This window comes from Acidovorax sp. Root217 (genome assembly GCF_001428645.1).
GTDB lineage: Bacteria > Pseudomonadota > Gammaproteobacteria > Burkholderiales > Burkholderiaceae_C > Acidovorax.
Genome location: NZ_LMIH01000041.1, coordinates 388,287 through 409,287 on the forward strand (window position 1 = coordinate 388,287; position 21,001 = coordinate 409,287).

The window sequence follows — 21,001 nt, forward strand, 5'->3', positions numbered from 1 at the left end:
TCCTCAACACAGGCCGGACGCAACCACAGCCCTGCCGCGAAAGATCAAGCGTAATCGCTGACCGGAATGCAACTGCAAGACAGATTGCGATCCCCCCACACATTGTCCACCCGCCCCACAGGCGACCAGTATTTGGCACTGCGCAGAGCAGCCACAGGATAGGCCGCCGTCTCACGCGAGTACGGACGTGTCCACTCGCCGGTGAGCAGGCTCTCCGCCGTGTGCGGTGCGTTCTTCAATGGATTGTTGTCCTGCGGCCAGGCACCCGCCTCGATCTGGCGGATCTCTTCGCGGATGGCGATCATCGCGTCGATGAAGCGGTCGATCTCGAACAGCGTCTCGCTCTCGGTGGGCTCCACCATCAGCGTGTTGGGCACCGGGAAGCTCAGCGTGGGCGCGTGAAAGCCGTAGTCGATCAGGCGCTTGGCGACGTCCTCGGCCATCACGCCGCTGGTGTCCTTCAACTGGCGCAGGTCCAGGATGCACTCGTGCGCCACATGGCCATTGGCGCTCGCGTACAGCGTGGGGTAGTGGTCCTTCAGGCGCGCGCTGATGTAGTTGGCCGAGAGGATGGCGGTTTCGGTCGCGGCCTGCAGTCCCTCGGCGCCCATCATGCGGCAGTACATCCAGCTGATGGGCAGCACGGCGGCATTGCCCAGGGGCGCGGCCGATACGGCGCCCACGCCGCCGGGTACGCCGGCCGTGGCATGGCCGGGCAGGTAGGGCACGAGGTCGGCCACCACGCACACGGGGCCCACGCCAGGGCCGCCACCGCCGTGGGGGATGCAGAAGGTCTTGTGCAGGTTCAGGTGGCTCACGTCGCCGCCGAACTCGCCGGGGGCGGCCACGCCCACCAGGGCGTTCATGTTGGCACCGTCCACGTAGACCCGGCCGCCATGCTGGTGCACCAGGGCGCACAGCTCCTTGACCTGGGTCTCGAACACGCCGTGCGTGCTGGGGTAGGTGATCATCACGGCGGCCAGGTTGCCGCTGTGCTGCTCGCACTTGGCCTGCAGGTCCGCCATGTCCACGTTGCCGTTGGCGTCACAGGCGGTCACCACCACCTGCATGCCCACCATCTGCGCGCTGGCGGGGTTGGTGCCGTGCGCGCTGCTGGGGATCAGGCAGATGTTGCGGTGGCCATGGCCCTGGGCCTCATGGTAGGCCTTGATGGCCAGCAGGCCCGCGTACTCGCCCTGCGAGCCGGCATTGGGCTGCAGGCTGATGCCGGCGTAGCCCGTGGCCTGGCACAGCCAGGCGCGCAGTTGCTCGTCGAGCTCGCGGTAGCCTTCGAGCTGATTGGCGGGGGCGAAGGGGTGTACCTGGGCGAACTCGGGCCAGGTGATGGGGATCATCTCGCTCGTGGCATTGAGCTTCATGGTGCAACTGCCCAGCGGGATCATGCTGCGGTCCAGCGCCAGGTCCTTGTCCGACAGCTGGCGGATGTAGCGCAGCATGCCGGTCTCACTGTGGTGGGTGTTGAACACCGGGTGCGTGAGGTAGCTGCTGGTACGGCGCAGCTCGGCGGGGATCAGCGGCTCCACGCCCTTCTCGAACGCATCGAAGGTGGGCAGGGCCTGGCCGTCCTTGGCGAAGACCTTCCACAACAGGGCGATGTCGGCACGGGTGGTGGTCTCGTCGAGCGAGATGCACAGGTAGTGCTCGAAGTACACGCGCAGGTTGGCACCCAGTTGCACGGCGCGCGCTGCGATGGCGGCGGTGGCGCCATCGGTCTTGAGGCTCAGGGTGTCGAACGTGGCCTGCGGGCGCACGGGGGCGCCCAGTTGCTCCAGGCCCTTGGCCAGGATGGCGGTATAGCTGGCCACGCGCTGGGCAATGCGCTTCAAGCCCTCGGGGCCGTGGTACACGGCGTACATGCTGGCCACCACGGCCGGCAGCACCTGGGCGGTGCAGATGTTGGAGGTGGCCTTCTCGCGGCGGATGTGCTGCTCGCGCGTCTGCAGTGCCAGGCGGTAGGCGGGCTTGCCGTGCACGTCCACGCTCACGCCGACCAGGCGGCCGGGCAGGGAGCGCTTGAACTCGTCGCGGCAGGCCATGTAGGCGGCGTGCGGGCCGCCCGCGCCCATGGGCATGCCAAAGCGCTGCGTGGTACCCACGACGATGTCGGCGCCCCATTCGCCGGGCGGGGTGATGAGGGTCAGCGCCAGCAGGTCGGCTGCGGCGATGAATGCGGCCTGCTTGGCGTGGGCCTTCTCCACGTCGGCACGCAGGTCGTCGATGCGGCCGCTGGTGGCGGGGTACTGGGCCAGCACGGCGAAGTAGTCGCCGTCCAGAGCGGCGTGCCACTCGGGCGCGGAATTGGCCAGCACCACCTCGATGTTCAGCGGCCTGGCGCGGGTCTGGATGACCTCGATGGTCTGCGGGTGCGCGTCACCGGCCACGATGAAGCGGTTGCTCTTGCTCTTGACAGAGCGCTTGGCCAGCGTCATGGCCTCGGCCGCGGCCGTGGCCTCGTCGAGCATGGAGGCGTTGGCGATCGGCATGCCGGTCAGGTCGCAGACCATGGTCTGGAAGTTGACCAGCGCCTCCATGCGGCCCTGCGAGATCTCGGCCTGGTAGGGCGTGTAGGCCGTGTACCAGGCCGGGTTCTCGAGGACGTTGCGCAAGATCACGCCCGGCGTGTGCGTGCCGTAGTAGCCCTGCCCGATGAAGCTCCTCAGGACCTGGTTCTTGCCTGCCATGGCCTTGAGCTCTGCCAGGGCCGCCGCTTCCGTCACAGGCAGCGGCAGGTCCATGGCCGTGCTGCGCGCAATCGAGCGCGGCACGATGCTCTCGATGAGGGCGCGGCGCGAGGCCTCGCCGATCACCGACAGCATGTGCGCCTCGTCGGCCGCATCGATGCCGATATGGCGGGGCAGGAATTCGGTGGTGTTTTCGAGCGCGCCGAGCGGCAGGGCGGATTGCATCAACATGGGGCAGGTCTCAGGCAGGGGCGGTTGCAGTTATGCGTTTTTCGCGAACTCGGTGTAGTCGGTCTCGCTCAGGAGGGCGTCGAGCTGGCCGGCATCACTGAGCTTGACCTTGAAGAACCAGCCGGCGTTCAGGGGATCGGAGTTGGCCAGCGAGGGGTCGGCGCGCAGGGCTTCGTTGACCTCGACGATCTCGCCCGAGACGGGCATGTACACGTCAGCTGCGGCCTTGACAGACTCGACCACGCCGGCCACTTCGCCCTGTGCGAAGCTCTTGCCGACCTCGGGCAGGTCCACGAACACCACGTCACCCAGGGCGTCCTGGGCGTGCACGGTGATGCCCACCACGGCAGCAGCGGCGTCGGCGGCGTTGATCCATTCGTGGTCTTTGGAGAATTTGACGGTCATGGGGAAAGCTCCTGTGGCTTTTGAAAAATGAAGGAATCTGCAATGTAGCGGGCCCAGCCCGCTGGCGGCGTGAATTAATTCAGCCGCGGAAATAGTTGGCGGGCGCGAACGGCATGGCACGCACCTCCATGGGCACGGCCTTGCCGCGCACGATGGCGTTCACGCGGGTGCCGATGGCGGCAAACGCAGGCGTGACATAGCCCATGGCCACGGGCTCGTTCACCGTGGGCCCGAGCAGGCCGCTGGTGACCTCGCCGATGGCCTGGCCGTCGGTGCTCTGCAGGGGCGTGTGCTCGCGCACGGGCACACGCTCCAGCGCCACCAGGCCCACGCGCTTGCGCGCCAGGCTGGCGGGGTTGTCGATCTGCGCCAGCACCTTGTCGGCACCAGGAAAGCCACCCGCGCGCGCACCGCCGGTGCGGCGCACCTTCTGGATCGCCCAGTTCAGCGCCGCCTCGGGCGGGGTGGTGGTGGTGTCGATGTCGTTGCCGTACAGGCACAGGCCGGCTTCCAGGCGCAGCGAGTTGCGTGCGCCCAGGCCGATGGGCTTGACCTCGGGCTGGGCCAGCAGCGCGCGGGCCAGCGTGTCGGCTTGGGCCGCAGGCACCGAGATCTCGAAGCCATCCTCGCCCGTGTAGCCGCTGCGCGTCACGAAGCAGTCACAGCCGGCAATGGTGTAGCTGCCGCCGGTCATGAAGACCAGTTTTTCGATGCCCGGTGCCAGGCGGGCCAGGGCGGTCACGGCCTGCGGGCCCTGCAGCGCCAGCAGGGCGTGGTCGGGCATGGGTGCAACTTCGCAGCGCTGGCCGATGCGCGCCTGGATATGGGCGATGTCCTCCACCTTGCAGGCACCGTTGACGATCACGAACAGCGTGTCGTTGCCCTGGTTGAAGAACATCAGGTCATCGATGATGGTGCCTTCGTCGGTCAGCAGCAGGCCGTAGCGCTGCTTGCCCACGGGCAGGTCGATCACGTCCGCGGGCACAAGGGTCTCGAAGGCGGCGGCGGCATCGGCGCCCACCAGGCGCAACTGGCCCATGTGAGACACGTCGAACAGGCCGGCGGCCTGGCGCGTGTGCAGATGCTCAGCCATCAGGCCGGCGGGGTACTGCACGGGCATGGAATAGCCCGCGAACGGCACCATGCGGGCGCCCAGCTCCAGGTGCAGGGCGTTCAGGGGCGTGGTGAGCAGGGGGGCAGCGTTGGCGGCAGGGGCAGACATGGGGCGGACTCCGGGCAAATGGGGGCCGCGACCCTCAATGAGGTCGCGGGATTTGCCCTGCTGTCCGCTTTACCTGAGAGATTCACCGCACCGCCCTGGCTGGCGGCTGCGGCTTGCTCCTTCGGTGGATGGCCTGCGCGCTGTGCTGCGCGGCCACCTCTCTCCAGCAAGGGAACGCCTGCATCCCTGCAGGCGGTTGCCAGTCCTTTTGCCTGAGCGTTCGGGGTGTCCCTGCGCCTTCGGCGGCCTTCTCGAAGGAAGGCTCTCTCCTGACCGTGTGAATTCTAACTACTTTGAATACACCAGATCGCGCAGCGCGAGCGAAATGCCTGGGATATAGGTGATGAGCATCAGGCACACCAGGATCACGCCGACGAAGGGCAGCAGGTGCTTGATGATCCGGTCCAGCGAGATGCGCGCCACCGTGCAGGCCGCAAACAGGTTCACGCCGAAGGGCGGGGTGATCATGCCCAGCGCCAGGTTCACCACCATGATGAGACCGAAGTGCACGGGATCCACCCCGAAGTGCATGGCCACCGGCGCGAGGATGGGGGCCAGCACGATGATGGCGGCACTGGTTTCGATGAACATGCCGATCACGAACAGGGCAGCATTCACACCCAGCAGGAACAGGGCAGGCGACTGCAGCACCGACTCCAGCCAGCGGCCGATCGCATCGGGCACGCCGGCGCGGGTGATCAGGAAGGCGAACAGCCCCGCGTTGGCGATGATGAACATGATCACCGCCGAGGAGATGGCCGATTTGCGCAGGATGGCGAACAGGTTCTGGATCTTGATTTCGCGGTAGATCACCACGCCCACGACGAGGGCGTAGAACACGGCTACAGCCGATGCCTCGGTGGGGGTGAACACGCCGCCGTAGATGCCGCCCAGGATGATCACCGGCATCAGCAGCGCCCAGCCGGCCTGCAGCGTGGCCTTGCCGAAGGGCATGCGGCCTTCGCCATCGGTCTTGCCCCAGCCCTTCCACTTGCAGTACGCCCAGACGAAGAGCATCAGCGCACAGCTGATCAGCAGCCCGGGGCCGAAACCGGCGATGAACAGCTCGCCGATCGACACCTCGGCGCTCACGCCGTAGAGGATCATCGGGATGGAGGGCGGAATGATCACGCCCAGTTCGGCGCTGGTGGCCTGCAGCGCCGCGGCGTAGCTCGTGGGGTAGCCATGCTTGATGAGCGCCGGGATCAGGATGGCGCCGATGGCGAAGGTGGTGGCCACCGACGAGCCCGACACGGCGGCAAAGATCATGCAGGTGAGCACGCAGGTCATGGGCAGGCCGCCCTGCACGCCGCCCACGATGCTCTTGGCAAACTCGACCAGGCGGCGCGAGATGCCGCCGGTTTCCATCAGGTTGCCGGCCAGGATGAAGAAGGGGATGGCGGCCAGCGGAAACTTGTTGATCGAGGCGAACATCTCCTTGACGGAAATGAGCATGTTGGCATTGGAGGCCTGGATGCCCAGGATGGACGCCAGGCCGATGGAAACCGCTACCGAGATGGTCAGTGCAAAGCACAGCACCATCGTTGAAATCATGACCAGGCTCATTGGGCCGTCTCCAGTTCCATGCGCAGGGGATCGATCAGGTTGCCGATGATGCCGACCACGCAGAACAGGCCACCGACAGGCATGGCCAGGTAGGCCCAGAACATCGACACCGACTCGAGCCCGGCCATGCTCTGCACGCCGCCGCGCACCGAATAGTCCCAACCCCACCAGATGATCACGCCGATGAGCGCGAGGGCTGCGAGCGACACGACCCAGTCGAGCACACGCCGCATCCTCGGCGGGCTCCAGCGGTACAGCACGTCCACACTCACCATCGCCCCCTGGCGAAAGGCGGCAGGGATGGCCAGAAACACCATCCAGATCAGGCTGAAGCGGATCAGTACCTCGGTCCATTCGGCAGGCTGCTCCAGCACGAACCGCGTGATGATCTGGAACATGCCGAGCGACGAGGCCACGGCCAGCATGGCGCAGGCGGCCAGCATCGCGATGGAGGTCGTCCAGCGCTCAAAAGTCAGAAAAGCATTTTTCATGGGGCAGGGCCAACCACAGGAAATAGTGGGTCGGTAAAAGGCAAGAACCAAACGCCCGGTAGCAAGGGTGCTACGGGCGTTTGGTTCCGGGGTGCGCAGCGCGCAGGATTACTTCACGTCGCGGATCTTGTCGAGCGTGGCCTTGCCAAACTGCTTTTCGAACTCGGCATTCACCGGGGCCAGTGCGGCGACGAACTTGGCCTTGTCCACGTTGTCGATCACCGTCATGCCCTTGGCACGCAGGTCTGCCACACCCTTGGCATCGTCTTCATCGACGCGGGCGCGGTTGGCCTTGGTGCCTTCCTTGGCGGCGTCGAGGAAGGCCTGCTTGTCCGCCGCGCTGAGCTTGTCGAACGAGGCCTTGTTCATCACGAAGATGCAGGGCGAGTAGACGTGGCCCGTCAGCGTCAGGTGCTTTTGCACCTGGTCGAACTTGGCCGAGATGATGACCGGCAGCGGGTTCTCCTGGCCATCCACGGTGCCCTGTTGCAGGGCCGTGAAGACTTCCGGGAAGGCCATGGGCGTGGTGATGATGCCAAAGCCCTTGTAGGCCGCGATGTGCACGGGGTTCTCCATGGTGCGCATCTTCAGGCCCTTGAGGTCGCCTGGCTCCTTCACATCGCGCTTGCTGTTGGTCATGTGGCGAAAGCCGTTCTCTGCCCAGGCCAGGGCCTTGAAGCCCTTGCTGTCGAACTTGGTCAGCATCTCCTGGCCGATGGGACCATCGAGCACGGCGCGGGCATGGGCCTTGTCGCGGAACAGGAAGGGCACGTCCAGGATCTTGGTTTCGGGCACGAAATTCGGGATGGGGCCGGTGGAGCTGAAAGCCAGCTCCTGCGTGCCCAATTGCACCGCCTCGATCGACTCGCGCTCGCCGCCCAGTGCACCGTTGTAGAAGGTCTGCACCTTGTAGCGGCCGCCCGTGCGCTTTTCGACTTCCTTGGCAAACGTATCGATGGCCACGCCCTGGTGGGAGTTCTGCGCCGTCGAAATGCTGATGCGCATGGTGGTCTGCGCAGCAGCGGTGGCCACAAAGCCGAGCGCGAGGCTCAGGCCGACGACGAGTCTGGTCAATTGCATGGTGTCTCCTGTTGATTTTTGGGCTGACTGCGAGGGTGCCATGTCCCCTCGCAAGCAATGGAGCATCCACTCCACGCCAGTGCCAAATTATGGCGTTGCAGCATGGCTGGGGGCATCGGGGTTTGTGCTGGTAAGTGTGCGTACGAACAGACAATGCCCGTGCCTGGTCGCCAGGGCGACAGGGAGTGACAAAGGATGCGCAAAAGGGTAGGGGTGCAGGGGGTGCGGGGCTGGTTGTGCCCCTGCTTGCCAAGTGCCCCGGTCTGGCGGTAACCAGTCCGGGGCCCTGTCAGTTTGTGCGCTCCGGTAAGAGCGCCTTGATGTCCAAAGTATGCGCTGCGGGGCGCAGCAGTTCTTTCTGAATTTTGCGGTGAATTGATGGATTGAAGAAAAATTTTCTGCAAATGGCGTATTGCATGAATAATTGCAGCCATGGATCGCCTCGACAGAAAAATTCTCGCTGTGCTGCAGTGTGACGCGCGCGCCAGCCTGCAGGAAATCGGCCAGGCCGTGGGCCTGAGCCCCTCGCCCTGCTGGGGCCGCATCAAGAAGATGGAGGAGGCCGGCGTCATCCAGGGCTACACCGTGCGGCTCAATCCACAGGCGCTGGGCCTGTCCGACACGGTGCTGGTGCAGGTCACGCTGGACAGCCACTCGGACAACACGCTCGAAAAATTCGGCGAGACGCTGGCCAGCATTCCCGAGGTGATCGAGGCGCACCTGGTCTCGGGCGACTACGACTACCTGCTGCGCGTGGTGGTCAAGGACACGCGCGACTACGAGCGCCTGCTGCGCGAGAAGCTCTACAAGATCAAGGGCATACGCCACAGCCGTTCGAGCTTCGTGCTGCGCACGCTCAAGAAGGCCGACCTGCCGTTGTTCGCTGAATAGGGCCGGCCGGCTGCGTCGCTGGCACGTCTGGTGCTCCGCAGCCCGCTGGCAGGCGCACAATCCTGGCGGCGCCGCCCCACGGAAAAACCATGAACCTGCGTTTCGTCGAAGCCTTCTACTGGGTAGCCTCCCTGCGCAGCGTGACGCGCGCGGCCGAAAAGCTGTTCCTCACCCAGTCGGCCATGTCCAGCCGCGTGGCCGCGTTGGAGGAGGAGCTCGGCGTGCTGCTGCTCGACCGCAGCGACAAGCGCTTCAAGCTCACGGTGGCGGGCACGCGCTTTCTGACCTACGCCAAGCGCATGCTGGAACTGCAGCGCCAGCTCAAGGCCGAGATGGGGTCGGGCGGGCCCATGGAGGTGTCGATCCGCCTGGGTGCCATCGAATCGGTGCTGCACTCCTGGCTGATCCCGTGGATCGAGCAACTGCGCAAGGACAACCCCCTGCTGGAGCTTGAACTCACGGTGGAGACCACCCCCGTGCTGCTCGACCAGATCCGCCGCGGCGCGCTGGACACGGTGTTCGCCGCGCTGCCCGCTTCGGCCGAGGGCATACGCACCCAGGCGCTCACGCCCATGGAAATGGTCTTCGTGGGCAACAGCACCCTGCACCGCAAGCGGCGCTATGCGCTCGCGGATTTCGCCGAGACCGACATCCTGACCTTCCAGCGTGGCTCGCAGCCGCACGTGACCCTGCTCGATGTGCTGCGCCAGGCGCAGGTGGAGCCGCGCTGCGTGCACACCATCTCCTCCATCTCGGCCATGGTGCAGCTGGTGCAGGGCGGCTTTGGCGTGGCCACGCTGCCGCGCCAGGCCGTGCAGCGGCTGCTGGCCTTTCCCGACCTGCGCCCGCTGGCCTGCGAGGCCGAGCTGCGGCCGCTGCCCATCCACCTGAGCTACCGCGAAGATCCGTCCTCGCCGGCCGTGGACGGCGTCGTGCGCTCGGCGCTGGCCTTCGTCGAACTGCAGGCCGAGCGCACCAAGGGCCGCGCCAAAAGCTGAAATCTGGCTGACGGAGTGTGCCGGGCGCTGCGCCTTTGCAGGCCTGCCTGGCTGCTGCGTGGCAGTTGGCCCCCCATTTGCGGGCGTCAGACAGGCCCCGGGCTGCCGCTGCGGTCCGGCCATGCCTGTTGTTGGTGCAGTCCGGCCACCGCATGCAAGCCTGCTTACCTGTGCCATGGAGGCGCGAAAGCGCATCCGCCCGCCAGTCGCTGTTCCCCTCCATCCCCGCTGAGGAGCGCTGTTTGCAGCGTGCTGTCCCGCTTGCCGGCGTGGCCGAACGGCTGGTCTTCTCAATCCCTAGGGTTTCCACTTAGCACCAAGTTGGGTGAATTGTGCTCCAGCGTAGTGCATCGAAAAAATCGATGAGCTAAGAGAAATTTTTTGAATTTGCCAGTGGCAGTGGACCGCCAACACAATCCATCCATCGTCACGCATCTGACATTTCGCAACGCAAGGAAGCCACGGTGGACTCCACACACAACAACACTCCCGAGGTCTTTGGTTCAGCAGGCAGCAGCAACGCCGCGCATGTACGCAGCGTGATCCGCCAGGGCCTGTGGACCTCGCACACCAGCGGCCTGGCCGATGGCCATGTGCAGGGCAATCTGGTCATCCTGCCCGAGGTGCAGGCCGGCGACTTCCTGCGCTTTTGCCAGCGCAACCCCAAGCCCTGCCCGGTGCTGGCGGTCAGCGAGCCCGGCCAGTTCACGCTGCCCTCGCTGGGCGAGGGCATCGACATCCGCAGCGACGTGCCGCTGTACCGCGTCTGGCGCCATGGCGAACTGGCCGAGGAGGTGACGGACATTGCGGCGTTCTGGCGCCCCGACCTCGTGACCTTCATCCTGGGCTGCTCGTTCTCGTTTGAATCCGCACTGATCGAGGCCGGCATCCGCCTGCGCCACATCGATGAAGGCAAGAACGTCGCCATGTTCCGCACCAGCCTGCAGACCGAACCCGCCGGCCCCTTCGGGGGTGCCATGGTGGTGACCATGCGGCCCATGCCGGCGGCCGACGTGATACGTGCCGTGCAGGTGACCTCGCGCTTTCCCAATGTGCACGGCGCGCCGGTGCACATCGGCGATCCGTCTCTGATCGGCATTGCCGACCTCGCCAAGCCCGACTACGGCGACGCCGTGGCGCTGATGCCCGGCGAGATCCCCGTCTTCTGGGCCTGCGGTGTCACGCCCCAGTCCGCCATCCTGCACGCCCAGCCGGCGTTCTGCATCACGCATGCCCCGGGCTGCATGCTGATTTCCGACCTCTTGAACCACCAACTCGCCAGCTTTTAACCTCAAGGAGCCTCCGCCATGAAACGCATCGCCATCGCCCTCGCCGCCATCACCGTCTGTGCTGCAGGTGCCCATGCGCAAGTCAAATGGGACCTGCCAACCGGCTACAGTGCCAACACCTTCCAGACGGTCAACGTCCAGCAGTTTGCCAAGGAGGTCGATGAGCTGACCGCTGGCAAGCTGAAGATCACGCTGCACCCCGGCGGATCGCTCTACAAGGCCAACGAACTCAAGCGCGCCGTGCAAACCGGGCAGGTGCCTTCAGCGGAGTTCATCCTTTCGGGTGCGGCCAACGAAAACCCCTTGTACGGGGTCGACTCGATCCCCTTCCTCACCAAGTCGTACGCCGAGTCCCTGAAGCTGTACCAGGTGGCCAAGCCCGCGCAGGAAAAGCTGCTGGCTTCGCAGGGCATGAAGCTGCTGTTCAGCGTGCCATGGCCTGGGCAGTCGCTGTACTCCACCAAGCCGGTGCAGAGCCCTGCCGATCTGGCTGGTACGAAGATGCGTTCCTTCAGCCCGGCAACAACGCGCATCGCGCAATTGCTCAAGGCCCAGCCGGTCACCATCCAGCTCACGGAACTCGGCCAGGCGCTGGCCACCAACACGGTAAACAACTTCCTAACCTCCACGGCCAGCGGGGTCGAGAGCAAGCTGTATGAGCAGGTCAAGTACTTCTACCCCGTGGCCGCATGGCAGCCGCGCAATGCCACGGTGGTCAACCAAAAGGCCTTTGACAGCCTGGACAAGGCCACCCAGGACGCCGTGCTCAAGGCCGCTGCCGCGGCAGAAAAGCGCGGCTGGGAAACCAGCGAGCGCCTGGACAAGGAGTTCCTCAAGGAACTGGGCGCCAAGGGCATGACGATTGCCGAGCCATCGGATGCGCTCAAGAAGGAGTTCGCCTCGATCGGGAACACGATGACGGAAGAATGGATCAAGTCCGCCGGGCCTGAAGGCAAGGCCATCATCGACGCCTACCGCAAGTAAGGCGCGCTCGCGCAACTGCCCGCAAGGCCACTCGCGGGCGGTTACCAGGGTGCCGACCCCTGCGGCCCGGCCACCACCCTGCCATCCCCTTCTTTTTTGTCAGCGACCTCCGGGAGATCGCCATGGACCAACTCGTCCGAAATTTTTACCGCTTGCTTACCGGCCTTTCCTGCGTATCGATGGTGGCTGCATTCCTCATCGTGATGCTGGGCGTTCTGTCCCGCCAGGTGTCGTTCATCGAGATCCAGGGGCTGGACGCCTACGCGGGCTACGCGATTGCCGCAGCCTTGTTCTTCGCACTGCCCGGTACCTTGCAAAACGGCGACCACATCCGTGTCACCTTGCTGCTCGACCGCCTGCCAGCGCGCTGGCGTTCGGCCTTTGAATGGCTCTGTCTGCTTGCCGCGCTCGTGCTGACGGTCTATGTGGCCTGGTATGCAGCCCGTTCTGTCTGGATTTCCTACGCTACGCACGATATTTCCCCCGCAGCTGATGCCTCGCCGCTGTGGATTCCCCAGATCAGCATGGCCGTGGGCAGCATCGGCTTTGCCGTCGCATTCGCCCATGCCCTCATCCTTCGGGCCCGCGGCGAGAACCTCATCGCAGTGAGCGAGACCGCTCGGTCCGAATAACCATCAAAGTAGAAAATCATGGATGTCATCATTGCATTCGGACTGATCGTGGTGCTGTTCGCAGTACTTGGCTCAGGGCTGTGGATCGGGCTGTCACTGCTGGCGGTGGCGCTGATCGGCATGGAGCTTTTTACCAACCGCCCCGTGGGCGACAGCATGATGCTGACCATCTGGGGGTCCACCTCCAGCTGGACGCTGACTGCGCTGCCGCTGTTTCTCTGGATGGGCGAAATCCTGTTTCGCAGCAAACTGTCCAGCGACATGTTCAAGGGACTCGCCCCATGGCTGGAGCGCCTGCCGGGCCGGCTGCTGCACGTTAACGTGGTGGGCTGCACCATCTTCGCCGCCATCTCCGGGTCGTCCGCAGCCACTTGCGCCACCATCGGCAAGATGACCCTGCCCGAGCTCAAGAAGCGGGGCTACCCGGAGGACATTTCCGTGGGCACCCTGGCCGGGGCTGGCACCCTGGGCCTGCTGATTCCGCCCTCGATCATCATGATCGTCTACGGTGTGGCGGCCAACGTGTCCATCTCCAAGCTGTTCCTTGCAGGCGTGATCCCCGGCCTGCTGCTGGCGGCCCTTTTCATGGGCTACATCATCGTCTGGGGGCTGCTGAACAAGGACAAGGTCCCCGCACCCGACACCAAGATGGGCTTCCTTCAGATGGTGTATGCCTCGCGCCACCTGATTCCGGTGGTTTCGCTGATCGTCCTGGTGCTGGGCGCGATCTACAGCGGTATTGCCACGGCGACGGAGGCCGCAGCGCTGGGCGTCGGCGGAGCCTTGGTACTGGCCAAGATCGAGGGCTCCCTGAACTGGACGCTGTTCAAGGAAGGTCTGGTCGCGGCCTGCCGGGTGTACTGCATGATCGGTCTGATCCTGGCCGGCGCCGCGTTCCTCACGCTGGCGATGGGCTTCATCGGCCTGCCACGGCACCTGGCGGAGTTCATCGGGTCGCTGCACCTGGCACCGTTCTCGCTGATGCTGCTGCTCATCGTGTTCTTCATCGCGCTGGGCTGCTTCCTGGATGGCATCTCGATGGTGGTGCTGACCATCGCCGTGCTGCTGCCCACGGTGGAGGCTGCGGGCTTTGATCTGGTGTGGTTCGGCATCTTTATCGTGCTGGTGGTGGAGATGGCGCAGATCACGCCGCCGGTCGGCTTCAACCTGTTCGTCATACAGGGTCTCACACGGCGGGAAATCATGTGGATCGCCCGCACGGCCTTGCCGCTGTTCATGCTGATGATCGCGGCGGTCATTGCCACGTATTTCGTGCCTGACATCGTCCTTTGGCTGCCCAACCGAATGCAGGGTTGAAGCGCACGAGCCTGCAACGCCTGTCTTCCATTTCCCTTGCTGGAGCAGATCATGATCAGAGCTTTCTTGCTGGCTGCGTTCGCCGTGGCCCCGATGGTGCACGCCCAGGCACAGTGGAAACTGGCCACCGGCTACCGCGCCGAGTCGTTCCACACACGCAACGTGGTGCAGTTTGCGCAGGATGTGGAGCGTGCCTCTGCGGGCGCCCTGCGCATCGAGGTGCACGCCAACAACGCCCTGTTCAAGCTCGGCGACATTCCCCAGGCGGTGCAGGAGGGCAAGGCCCAGGCGGGCGAGACCATCATGACCAGCCTGGTGAAGGACATGCCGATTGCCGGTGCCGACGCGGTTCCCTTCGTGGTGCGCAGCTATGCGGACGCACGGCGCATGTGGGACCTGCAGCGCCCGCTGATCGAAGGGCACTTCGCGCGCAAGGGGCTCAAGGCCCTGTATGCCGTGCCCTGGCCGCCGCAGGGGCTGTTCTCGATTGCGCCCGTGCGCTCGTCGGCCGATTTCAAGGGCACGCGCATGCGCACCTACAACCCGGCCACCGTGCGCATTGCCGAGATGCTGGGCGCCGCCACGGTGGACGTGCCCATGGTCGAGGTCAACAAGGCCCTGTCTGCGGGCCAGCTCGACTCCATGATCACCTCGGCCCTCACGGGGGTCGAGAACCAGGTCTGGGGCCAGATCCGGTACTACTACGGCATCAACGCCTGGTTCCCGAAGAACATCGTGTTCGTGAACCTGCAGGCTTTCGAGGCGCTGCCGCCGGCGGTGCGCCAGGCAGTGACGAATGCTGCTGGCGAGGCCGAAGTGCGCGGCTGGGCCATGAGCCAGGCCGTGGCCGACGAGTCGGTGGGCGAGCTGCAGCGCAAGGGCATCAAGGTGGACCGCGCCTCCGCCGAGCTGGACACCGAGCTCAAGCGCCTGGGTGAGCGCTTCTCGCGCGAGTGGGTGCGCTCCGTGGGGGGCGAGGCCAACCAGATCTTCATCCCTTACTACACACAGCGCTGAGCTTTCCCAACCCCATTCCAGGAGAAGCACCATGCATACCCCCACCGACACCATCGAGATGTACCTGCGCGCCAAGGACGGTAACCGCCCGCACCTGATCGCCCAGGCCTTTGCCGGCGGCGCGCTGCTGCAGATGGAGATGCGCCAAGGCGGCATGGTCTTCCCGCCCTCGGCCCAGGGGCGCGAGGCGATTGCCGAGACCCTGGTGCGCAACTTCGCACGCAGCTACGAAAACGTCTACACCTTCTGCCTGGCCGATCCACCCCCGCCGGACTGTGCCGACTTCCATTGCGACTGGCTCGTGCTCATGACCGAGAAGGACAGCCGCGCCGTGCGCGTGGGCTGCGGCCAGTACCACTGGCGCTTTGCGCCCGGCAACCGGCTGGCGCAGGAGCTGCGCATCGTGATCGAGGCGATGCAGACCCTGCCGCCTGCCGACATCCTGCCCGTGATGGCCTGGGCCACGGCGCTCGGCGGGCCCTGGTGCCCCCTGGACCAGGCCTTGGCAACCGTACCCCCCATTCCGGCCCTGCGCCAGGTGATGCAGCGCCTGGCCCCTGCCAGCGCAGCGTTGGCCTGACGCGGATTTCACCCCATTTCTATCCCATCGAAACCACCATGACCTCAATGACACCCCAAGTACAGATTCCCCGCTGGCAGTTCTGGATCGACCGGGGCGGCACCTTCACCGACATCGTCGGCAAGCGCCCCGACGGCACGCTGGTCACGCACAAGCTCCTTTCCGAGAACCCCGAGCAGTACAAGGATGCGGCCGTGGCCGGCATCCGCCACCTGCTGGGCCTGGCACCCGGTGAAGCGGTGACGCCGGCCCTGGTGGAATGCGTGAAGATGGGCACCACAGTGGCCACCAATGCGCTGCTCGAACGCAAGGGCGAGCCCACGCTGCTGGTCACCACGCGCGGCTTTCGCGATGCGCTGCGCATCGCCTACCAAAACCGTCCACGCTTGTTCGACCGCCACATCGTGCTGCCCGAGCTGCTGTACACCGAGGTGATCGAAGCCCGCGAGCGTACCGGTGCGCACGGCAACGTGATGCAGCCGCTGGACGAAGCCACCCTGCGCGGCGACTTGCTGGCGGCTTGGGGGCGCGGCCTGCGCAGCGTGGCCATCGTCTTCATGCACGGTTACCGCTACACGGAGCACGAGCAGGCGGCCCAGCGCATCGCGAAGGAGGTGGGCTTCACGCAGATCAGCACCTCGTACGAGACCAGCCCCATGATGAAGTTCGTGAGCCGGGGCGACACCACGGTGGTGGACGCCTACCTCTCGCCCATCCTGCGCCGCTATGTGGAGCAGGTGGCCAGCGAGATGCCCGGGGTCAAGCTGTTCTTCATGCAGTCCTCGGGCGGCCTCACCGATGCCAACACCTTCCAGGGCAAGGACGCCATCCTGTCCGGGCCAGCCGGCGGCATTGTGGGCATGGCGCGCACGGCCGGCCTGGCCGGGCAGGAGCGCGTGATCGGCTTCGACATGGGTGGCACGTCCACCGACGTGAGCCACTACGCCGGTGCATTCGAGCGCGAGTTCGAGACCCACGTGGCCGGCGTGCGCATGCGCGCCCCGATGATGAGCATCCACACCGTGGCCGCTGGCGGCGGCTCGGTGCTGAGCTATGACGGTGCGCGCTTTCGCGTGGGGCCGGAGAGCGCTGGCGCCAACCCGGGCCCGGTGAGCTACCGCCGCGGCGGCCCGCTGGCCGTGACCGATGCCAACGTGATGGTCGGCAAGGTGCAGCCGGGCTACTTCCCCAGCGTGTTCGGCCCTGCGGCCAACGAGACGCTGGACGCGCAGGCCGTGCGTGCGAGCTTTGGGGAACTGGCGTTGCAGACGAATCGCCAGCCCGAGGAGGTGGCCGAGGGCTTCATCCAGATCGCCGTGCAGCAGATGGCCAATGCCATCAAGAAGATCTCGGTGGCGCGCGGCTACGACGTGACGCGCTACACCCTGCAGTGCTTTGGCGGCGCAGGCGGCCAGCATGCCTGCCTGGTGGCCGATGCCCTGGGCATGACGCGCGTGTTCGTGCACCCGCTGGCCGGTGTGCTCAGCGCCTACGGCATGGGCCTGGCCGACCAGACCGTGATCCGAGAGCAGGCGGTGGAGCTGCCGCTGGCCGAGGCCTCGCTGCCCCTGATCGCCGAGCGCCTGGACGCGCTGGGTGCCGCAGCCCAGGCCGAACTGGAGCGCCAGCAGGTCAGCCAGCACCCGGTGCAGGTGCGCTACAACGTGCACGTTCGCTACGAGGGCACGGACTCGGCCCTGGTCGTGCCGTTTGGCGACATGGCGGCCGTGCAGACGGCCTTCGAGGCCGCCTATCGCCAGCGCTTCGCCTTCCTGATGGTGGGCAAATCGCTGGTGGTCGAGGCGGTATCGGTCGAGGCCGTGATCGCCGGTGACGCACCGGACGAGCCGCGTCTGCCGCTGCATGCCGAGCGCGTGCATCCACGGCGCGACACCGTGCGCATGTACTCGGGCAGCCAGTGGCACGATGCCGCCCTGGTGGTGCGCGAAGACCTGCAACCCGGCGACGTGATCCCCGGCCCTGCCATCATCGCCGAGAAGAACACCACCACCGTGGTCGAACCCGGCTGGCTGGCCCGCCTGACCGACCTGGACCACCTGGTGCTCGACCGTGTCACGGCGCGCAGCGTGCAGTACGCCGCCGGCACCACGGTGGACCCGGTGCTGCTGGAGGTTTTCAACAACCTGTTCATGAACATCGCCGAGCAGATGGGCCTGCAGCTGCAGAACACGGCCTACTCGGTCAACATCAAGGAGCGCCTGGATTTCAGCTGCGCGCTGTTCGATGCCACCGGCAACCTGATCGCCAATGCGCCGCACATGCCGGTGCACCTCGGGTCCATGGGCGAGAGCATCAAGACCGTGATCCGCGAAAACACCGGCAGCATGCAGCCGGGCGACGTGTACATGCTCAACGACCCCTACCACGGTGGCACCCACCTGCCGGACGTCACCGTGATCACACCGGTGTACGTGGCGGGCGGCAAGGAGCCCACCTTCTACGTGGGTTCGCGCGGCCACCATGCCGACATCGGCGGCACCACGCCAGGGTCGATGCCCCCGTTCTCGACGCGCATCGAGGAAGAGGGTGTGCAGATCAACAACGTCAAGCTGGTGGACCGCGGTGTGTTGCAGGAGGAGTCCGTGCGCCACCTGCTGGCCACCGGTGGCGGCACCACGCCGTACCCGAGCCGCAACCCGCACCAGAACCTGGCCGACCTGCGCGCGCAGATCGCCGCCAACGAGAAGGGCGTGCAGGAGCTCTCGAAGATGGTGGAGCAGTTCGGGCTCGATGTCGTACAGGCCTACATGCGTCACGTGCAGGACAACGCCGAGGAATCGGTGCGCCGCGTGATCACGCACCTCAAGGACGGCCAGTTCACGCTGCCGCTGGACAACGGCGCGCAGATCAGCGTCGCAGTCAAGGTCAACGTGGCCGAGCGCAGCGCGGTGATCGACTTTGCCGGCACCAGCGCGCAGCAGGTCAACAACTTCAACGCCCCGCGTGCGGTGTGCATGGCGGCGGTGCTCTACGTGTTCCGCACTCTGGTGGACGACGACATCCCGCTCAATGCCGGGTGCTTGAAGCCCCTGCAGGTCATCATCCCGCAGGGCTCCATGCTCAACCCCAACCCGCCGGCCTCGGTGGTGGCGGGCAATGTGGAGACCTCCACCTGCATCACCAATGCGCTGTTCGGTGCGCTCGGCGTCATGGCAGGCAGCCAGCCCACCATGAACAACTTCACCTTCGGCAACGCGCAGTACCAGTACTACGAGACTATCGCAGGCGGCAGTGGTGCAGGCGCGGTGCTCGATGGGGAGGGCCAGGTGGTGCGGGGCTTCAACGGCACGAGCGTGGTGCAGACGCACATGACCAACTCGCGCCTGACGGACCCCGAGATCCTGGAGTTCCGCTTCCCCGTGGTGCTCGACAGCTACGAGATCCGCGAGGGATCGGGCGGTAGCGGCCGCTGGGCCGGGGGCAATGGCGGCGTGCGCCGCGTGCGCTTTCTGGAGCAGATGACGGCGAGCATTCTGTCCAACGGGCGCGTCAAGCCCGCCTTCGGCATGGCCGGCGGGCAGGCCGGGCGCACCGGGCTCAACCGCGTGCTGCGTGCCAACGGCCAGGTGGAAGACCTGGCACACATCGGCGCGGCGCTCATGGAGCCGGGCGACGTGTTCGAGATTTCCACGCCCGGCGGCGGGGGTTTCGGCGAATGCGTGGCTGCAGGCTGAGCCACACCTGACGTTTGCGGTGCAACCCCTGCGTTTTGGCACAGGGCTTGCATCGCAAGGGTATGCCGCCCCCTCGTGTGACGGGGCGGATGACACGCAACACCACGGAGAAAGCCATGAACTACCTTCCCGCCACGGCCGGTGCCACCCGCACCCCTGCCGTCACGGCCTTCCCTGCTGCTGCACCCATGGCTGCGCCCCGCCCGTCGTCTTCGCCGTCCCCGCGCGGCAAGCGCACCCTGACCGTGGGCCAGAAGCTGGCAGCGGCCTTTGGCCTGCTGGGCGTGGCGGTGGCGCTGCTGGGCTCCACCACCTGGCTCACCGGCCAGGGCACGACGCGCCAGGCCACGCTGCTCACTTCGGAACAGTTGCCCATCGAGCGCTCGGTGCGCGAGTGGAAGACCCAATCGGTGCACATCGGCCAGATCGCCCTGCGCGCCACCAGCTCGACCGACGTGTTCCCCCTGGTGGCCGAGATGCGCACCCAACTGGCGGCCGAGGAGGGCATGCGCAAGCGCATCGACACGGCGCTGGCCGCCTCGGCTGCGGCCGCGAGCACCGTGCCCGTGTGGAAGCAGACCCAGGCGCAGCGCCAGCAGTACGCGGCCCTGCGCGACACGCTGGTGCAGAACGCGCTCGAATCCAAGGTCATCAGCCAGAAGGAACTGCAGGAGCATGCCGCAGCGCTGGCCCAGTACCTGAAAACCATCGACCAGCTGCTGGCCGAATCCGAAAAGTCCTCGGTGGCAGCCGCCGATGCGATGATTGCCGATGCCTCGCGTGCCCAGTGGGTCAGCGCGCTGGCCGTAGCCTTCGTGGTGGGCCTGTCGGCATTGTTCGGTTGGCTGCTGCGCCGCTCCATCGTGCTGCCGCTGCGCCAGGCGTCGGACGCGGCGGCCCTGGTGGCGCAGGGCGACCTCACGGTGCGCATGGCCACGGACCGCACTGACGAGATCGGTGAGCTGCTCACCGCGCTCAACAGCATGGTGGAATCGCTGCACTATGTGGTGACCGAGGTGCGCGATTCGGGTGAGTCCATCCACGTCGCCAGCTCCGAGGTCGCGGCCGGCAACACCGACCTGAGCGCTCGCACCGAGCACACGGCCAGCAGCCTGCAGCAGACAGCTGCCAGCATTGCCCAACTGGCGCAGACCGTGGCCGCCAATGCTGACAGCACCCGCCAGGCCAACACCCTGGCCCACAGTGCCGCCCAGGTGGCGAAAAAGGGGGGCGAGGTGGTCGGCCAGGTGGTCAAGACCATGGACGAGATCAACGCCAGCAGCAAGAAGATCGCCGATATCGTGGGCATCATCGACGGCATCGCCTTCCAGACCAACATCCTGGCACTCAACGCCGCAGTGGAAGCCGCCCGTGCGGGCGAGCAGGGCCGGGGCTTCGCCGTGGTCGCCAGCGAGGTGCGCAACCTCGCGGGCCGCAGCGCCAATGCCGCCAAGGAGATCAAGGCCCTGATCGCCACCAGCGTGGACAAGGTCAGCGACGGTGCGCGCCTGGTGGTCACCGCCGGCTCGACCATGCAGGACATCGTCACCAGCGTGCAGCAGGTGACCACGCTGATGTCCGAGATCAACGCCGCCAGCAGCGAGCAGAGCAGCCAGATCGGCCAGGTGAGCCAGGCCGTGGACCAGCTCGACCACATGACCCAGCAGAACGCCGCGCTGGTGGAAGAAGGCGCCGCTGCGGCCCAGAGCCTCAAGGACCAGGCCAACCGCCTGGCGGGTGCGATGGGGCAGTTCCAGTTGACGGCAGGCGCCGCGATGGCGTGACTACGATCCGCTGCGCCATGAAAAAGGGCCTGCAATGCAGGCCCCCCGTGCTTGGAGCGGATAACAAAACTCAGCGAAGCGGTTCTGGCTAGGCGCTGCGTCGCAGGCAGTACGAGT

The 21,001-nt window shown here is 66.0% G+C and carries 17 protein-coding genes and 2 riboswitches; of the genes, 10 read left to right on the plus strand and 7 right to left on the minus strand.

Going from position 1 to position 21,001, the window contains the following annotated elements; genetic code table 11:
* Positions 1–44: 44 nt before the first annotated feature.
* The 7 genes from gcvP to ASE31_RS32975 form a co-directional block, all read right to left on the minus strand.
* Positions 45–2,933 (minus strand): aminomethyl-transferring glycine dehydrogenase, encoded by a 2,889-nt coding sequence (gene gcvP, locus ASE31_RS28270; RefSeq protein ID WP_057206087.1) that lies wholly within the window; start codon positions 2,931–2,933, stop codon positions 45–47.
* A 30-nt stretch (positions 2,934–2,963) separates the two neighbouring features.
* Positions 2,964–3,338, minus strand: a complete 375-nt coding sequence (gene gcvH, locus ASE31_RS28275) for a glycine cleavage system protein GcvH (RefSeq protein WP_057206089.1) — start codon at positions 3,336–3,338, stop codon at positions 2,964–2,966.
* Positions 3,339–3,417: 79 nt separating this feature from the next.
* Positions 3,418–4,560, minus strand: coding sequence for a glycine cleavage system aminomethyltransferase GcvT (gene gcvT, locus ASE31_RS28280; protein ID WP_057206091.1), 1,143 nt, complete (start codon positions 4,558–4,560; stop codon positions 3,418–3,420).
* A gap of 50 nt (positions 4,561–4,610) precedes the next feature.
* Positions 4,611–4,737, minus strand: a riboswitch (glycine riboswitch).
* 13 nt (positions 4,738–4,750) lie between these two features.
* Positions 4,751–4,842, minus strand: a riboswitch (glycine riboswitch).
* 6 nt (positions 4,843–4,848) lie between these two features.
* The gene (locus tag ASE31_RS28285; protein ID WP_057206093.1) at positions 4,849–6,126 is read right to left on the minus strand and encodes a TRAP transporter large permease; all 1,278 of its coding nucleotides are present in this window, start codon (positions 6,124–6,126) and stop codon (positions 4,849–4,851) included.
* Positions 6,123–6,617, minus strand: coding sequence for a TRAP transporter small permease (locus tag ASE31_RS28290; protein WP_057206095.1), 495 nt, complete (start codon positions 6,615–6,617; stop codon positions 6,123–6,125). Before ASE31_RS28290 ends, ASE31_RS28285 begins: the two co-directional genes overlap by 4 nt.
* 108 nt (positions 6,618–6,725) lie before the next feature.
* Positions 6,726–7,697, minus strand: coding sequence for a TRAP transporter substrate-binding protein (locus tag ASE31_RS28295; RefSeq protein ID WP_057206097.1), 972 nt, complete (start codon positions 7,695–7,697; stop codon positions 6,726–6,728).
* 289 nt (positions 7,698–7,986) lie between these two features.
* Complete coding sequence (locus ASE31_RS32975; RefSeq protein WP_255357712.1) at positions 7,987–8,115, minus strand: hypothetical protein; 129 nt, start codon at positions 8,113–8,115, stop codon at positions 7,987–7,989.
* Positions 8,116–8,129: 14 nt separating this feature from the next.
* Between ASE31_RS32975 and ASE31_RS28300 the strand changes: the two genes are divergently transcribed.
* From ASE31_RS28300 to ASE31_RS28345, 10 genes are all read left to right on the plus strand, one after another.
* Entirely contained in the window at positions 8,130–8,588 is a 459-nt protein-coding gene (locus ASE31_RS28300; protein ID WP_057206099.1) for an Lrp/AsnC family transcriptional regulator, read from the plus strand.
* 89 nt (positions 8,589–8,677) lie between these two features.
* On the plus strand, positions 8,678–9,586 hold the full coding sequence (locus ASE31_RS28305; protein WP_057206101.1) for a LysR family transcriptional regulator: 909 nt from the start codon (positions 8,678–8,680) through the stop codon (positions 9,584–9,586).
* A 464-nt stretch (positions 9,587–10,050) separates the two neighbouring features.
* Complete coding sequence (locus ASE31_RS28310) at positions 10,051–10,875, plus strand: putative hydro-lyase (protein ID WP_057206103.1); 825 nt, start codon at positions 10,051–10,053, stop codon at positions 10,873–10,875.
* 18 nt (positions 10,876–10,893) lie between these two features.
* Entirely contained in the window at positions 10,894–11,859 is a 966-nt protein-coding gene (locus tag ASE31_RS28315; protein ID WP_057206105.1) for a TRAP transporter substrate-binding protein, read from the plus strand.
* 122 nt (positions 11,860–11,981) lie between these two features.
* Entirely contained in the window at positions 11,982–12,491 is a 510-nt protein-coding gene (locus tag ASE31_RS28320; RefSeq protein WP_082604404.1) for a TRAP transporter small permease, read from the plus strand.
* Positions 12,492–12,509: 18 nt separating this feature from the next.
* Positions 12,510–13,808 (plus strand): TRAP transporter large permease, encoded by a 1,299-nt coding sequence (locus tag ASE31_RS28325; protein WP_200961177.1) that lies wholly within the window; start codon positions 12,510–12,512, stop codon positions 13,806–13,808.
* A gap of 51 nt (positions 13,809–13,859) precedes the next feature.
* On the plus strand, positions 13,860–14,825 hold the full coding sequence (locus ASE31_RS28330; protein WP_057206252.1) for a TRAP transporter substrate-binding protein: 966 nt from the start codon (positions 13,860–13,862) through the stop codon (positions 14,823–14,825).
* Positions 14,826–14,856: 31 nt separating this feature from the next.
* Entirely contained in the window at positions 14,857–15,405 is a 549-nt protein-coding gene (locus ASE31_RS28335; protein WP_057206111.1) for a hypothetical protein, read from the plus strand.
* 38 nt (positions 15,406–15,443) lie between these two features.
* Positions 15,444–19,100: a hydantoinase B/oxoprolinase family protein gene (locus ASE31_RS28340; protein ID WP_082604405.1), complete on the plus strand. Its 3,657-nt coding sequence runs from the start codon at positions 15,444–15,446 to the stop codon at positions 19,098–19,100.
* 116 nt (positions 19,101–19,216) lie between these two features.
* Complete coding sequence (locus ASE31_RS28345) at positions 19,217–20,884, plus strand: methyl-accepting chemotaxis protein (RefSeq protein ID WP_057206254.1); 1,668 nt, start codon at positions 19,217–19,219, stop codon at positions 20,882–20,884.
* The last annotated feature ends 117 nt before the right edge of the window (positions 20,885–21,001 follow it).

Bases quoted from the DNA above. Each gene is read 5' to 3' on its own strand.
- gcvP (WP_057206087.1), bottom strand. From the start codon at position 2,933: ATGTTGATGCAATCCGCCCTGCCGCTCGGCGCGCTCGAAAACACCACC.
- gcvH (WP_057206089.1), bottom strand. From the start codon at position 3,338: ATGACCGTCAAATTCTCCAAAGACCACGAATGGATCAACGCCGCCGAC.
- gcvT (WP_057206091.1), bottom strand. From the start codon at position 4,560: ATGTCTGCCCCTGCCGCCAACGCTGCCCCCCTGCTCACCACGCCCCTG.
- ASE31_RS28285 (WP_057206093.1), bottom strand. From the start codon at position 6,126: ATGAGCCTGGTCATGATTTCAACGATGGTGCTGTGCTTTGCACTGACC.
- ASE31_RS28290 (WP_057206095.1), bottom strand. From the start codon at position 6,617: ATGAAAAATGCTTTTCTGACTTTTGAGCGCTGGACGACCTCCATCGCG.
- ASE31_RS28295 (WP_057206097.1), bottom strand. From the start codon at position 7,697: ATGCAATTGACCAGACTCGTCGTCGGCCTGAGCCTCGCGCTCGGCTTT.
- ASE31_RS32975 (WP_255357712.1), bottom strand. From the start codon at position 8,115: ATGCAATACGCCATTTGCAGAAAATTTTTCTTCAATCCATCAATTCAC.
- ASE31_RS28300 (WP_057206099.1), top strand. From the start codon at position 8,130: ATGGATCGCCTCGACAGAAAAATTCTCGCTGTGCTGCAGTGTGACGCG.
- ASE31_RS28305 (WP_057206101.1), top strand. From the start codon at position 8,678: ATGAACCTGCGTTTCGTCGAAGCCTTCTACTGGGTAGCCTCCCTGCGC.
- ASE31_RS28315 (WP_057206105.1), top strand. From the start codon at position 10,894: ATGAAACGCATCGCCATCGCCCTCGCCGCCATCACCGTCTGTGCTGCA.
- ASE31_RS28320 (WP_082604404.1), top strand. From the start codon at position 11,982: ATGGACCAACTCGTCCGAAATTTTTACCGCTTGCTTACCGGCCTTTCC.
- ASE31_RS28325 (WP_200961177.1), top strand. From the start codon at position 12,510: ATGGATGTCATCATTGCATTCGGACTGATCGTGGTGCTGTTCGCAGTA.
- ASE31_RS28330 (WP_057206252.1), top strand. From the start codon at position 13,860: ATGATCAGAGCTTTCTTGCTGGCTGCGTTCGCCGTGGCCCCGATGGTG.
- ASE31_RS28335 (WP_057206111.1), top strand. From the start codon at position 14,857: ATGCATACCCCCACCGACACCATCGAGATGTACCTGCGCGCCAAGGAC.
- ASE31_RS28340 (WP_082604405.1), top strand. From the start codon at position 15,444: ATGACCTCAATGACACCCCAAGTACAGATTCCCCGCTGGCAGTTCTGG.
- ASE31_RS28345 (WP_057206254.1), top strand. From the start codon at position 19,217: ATGAACTACCTTCCCGCCACGGCCGGTGCCACCCGCACCCCTGCCGTC.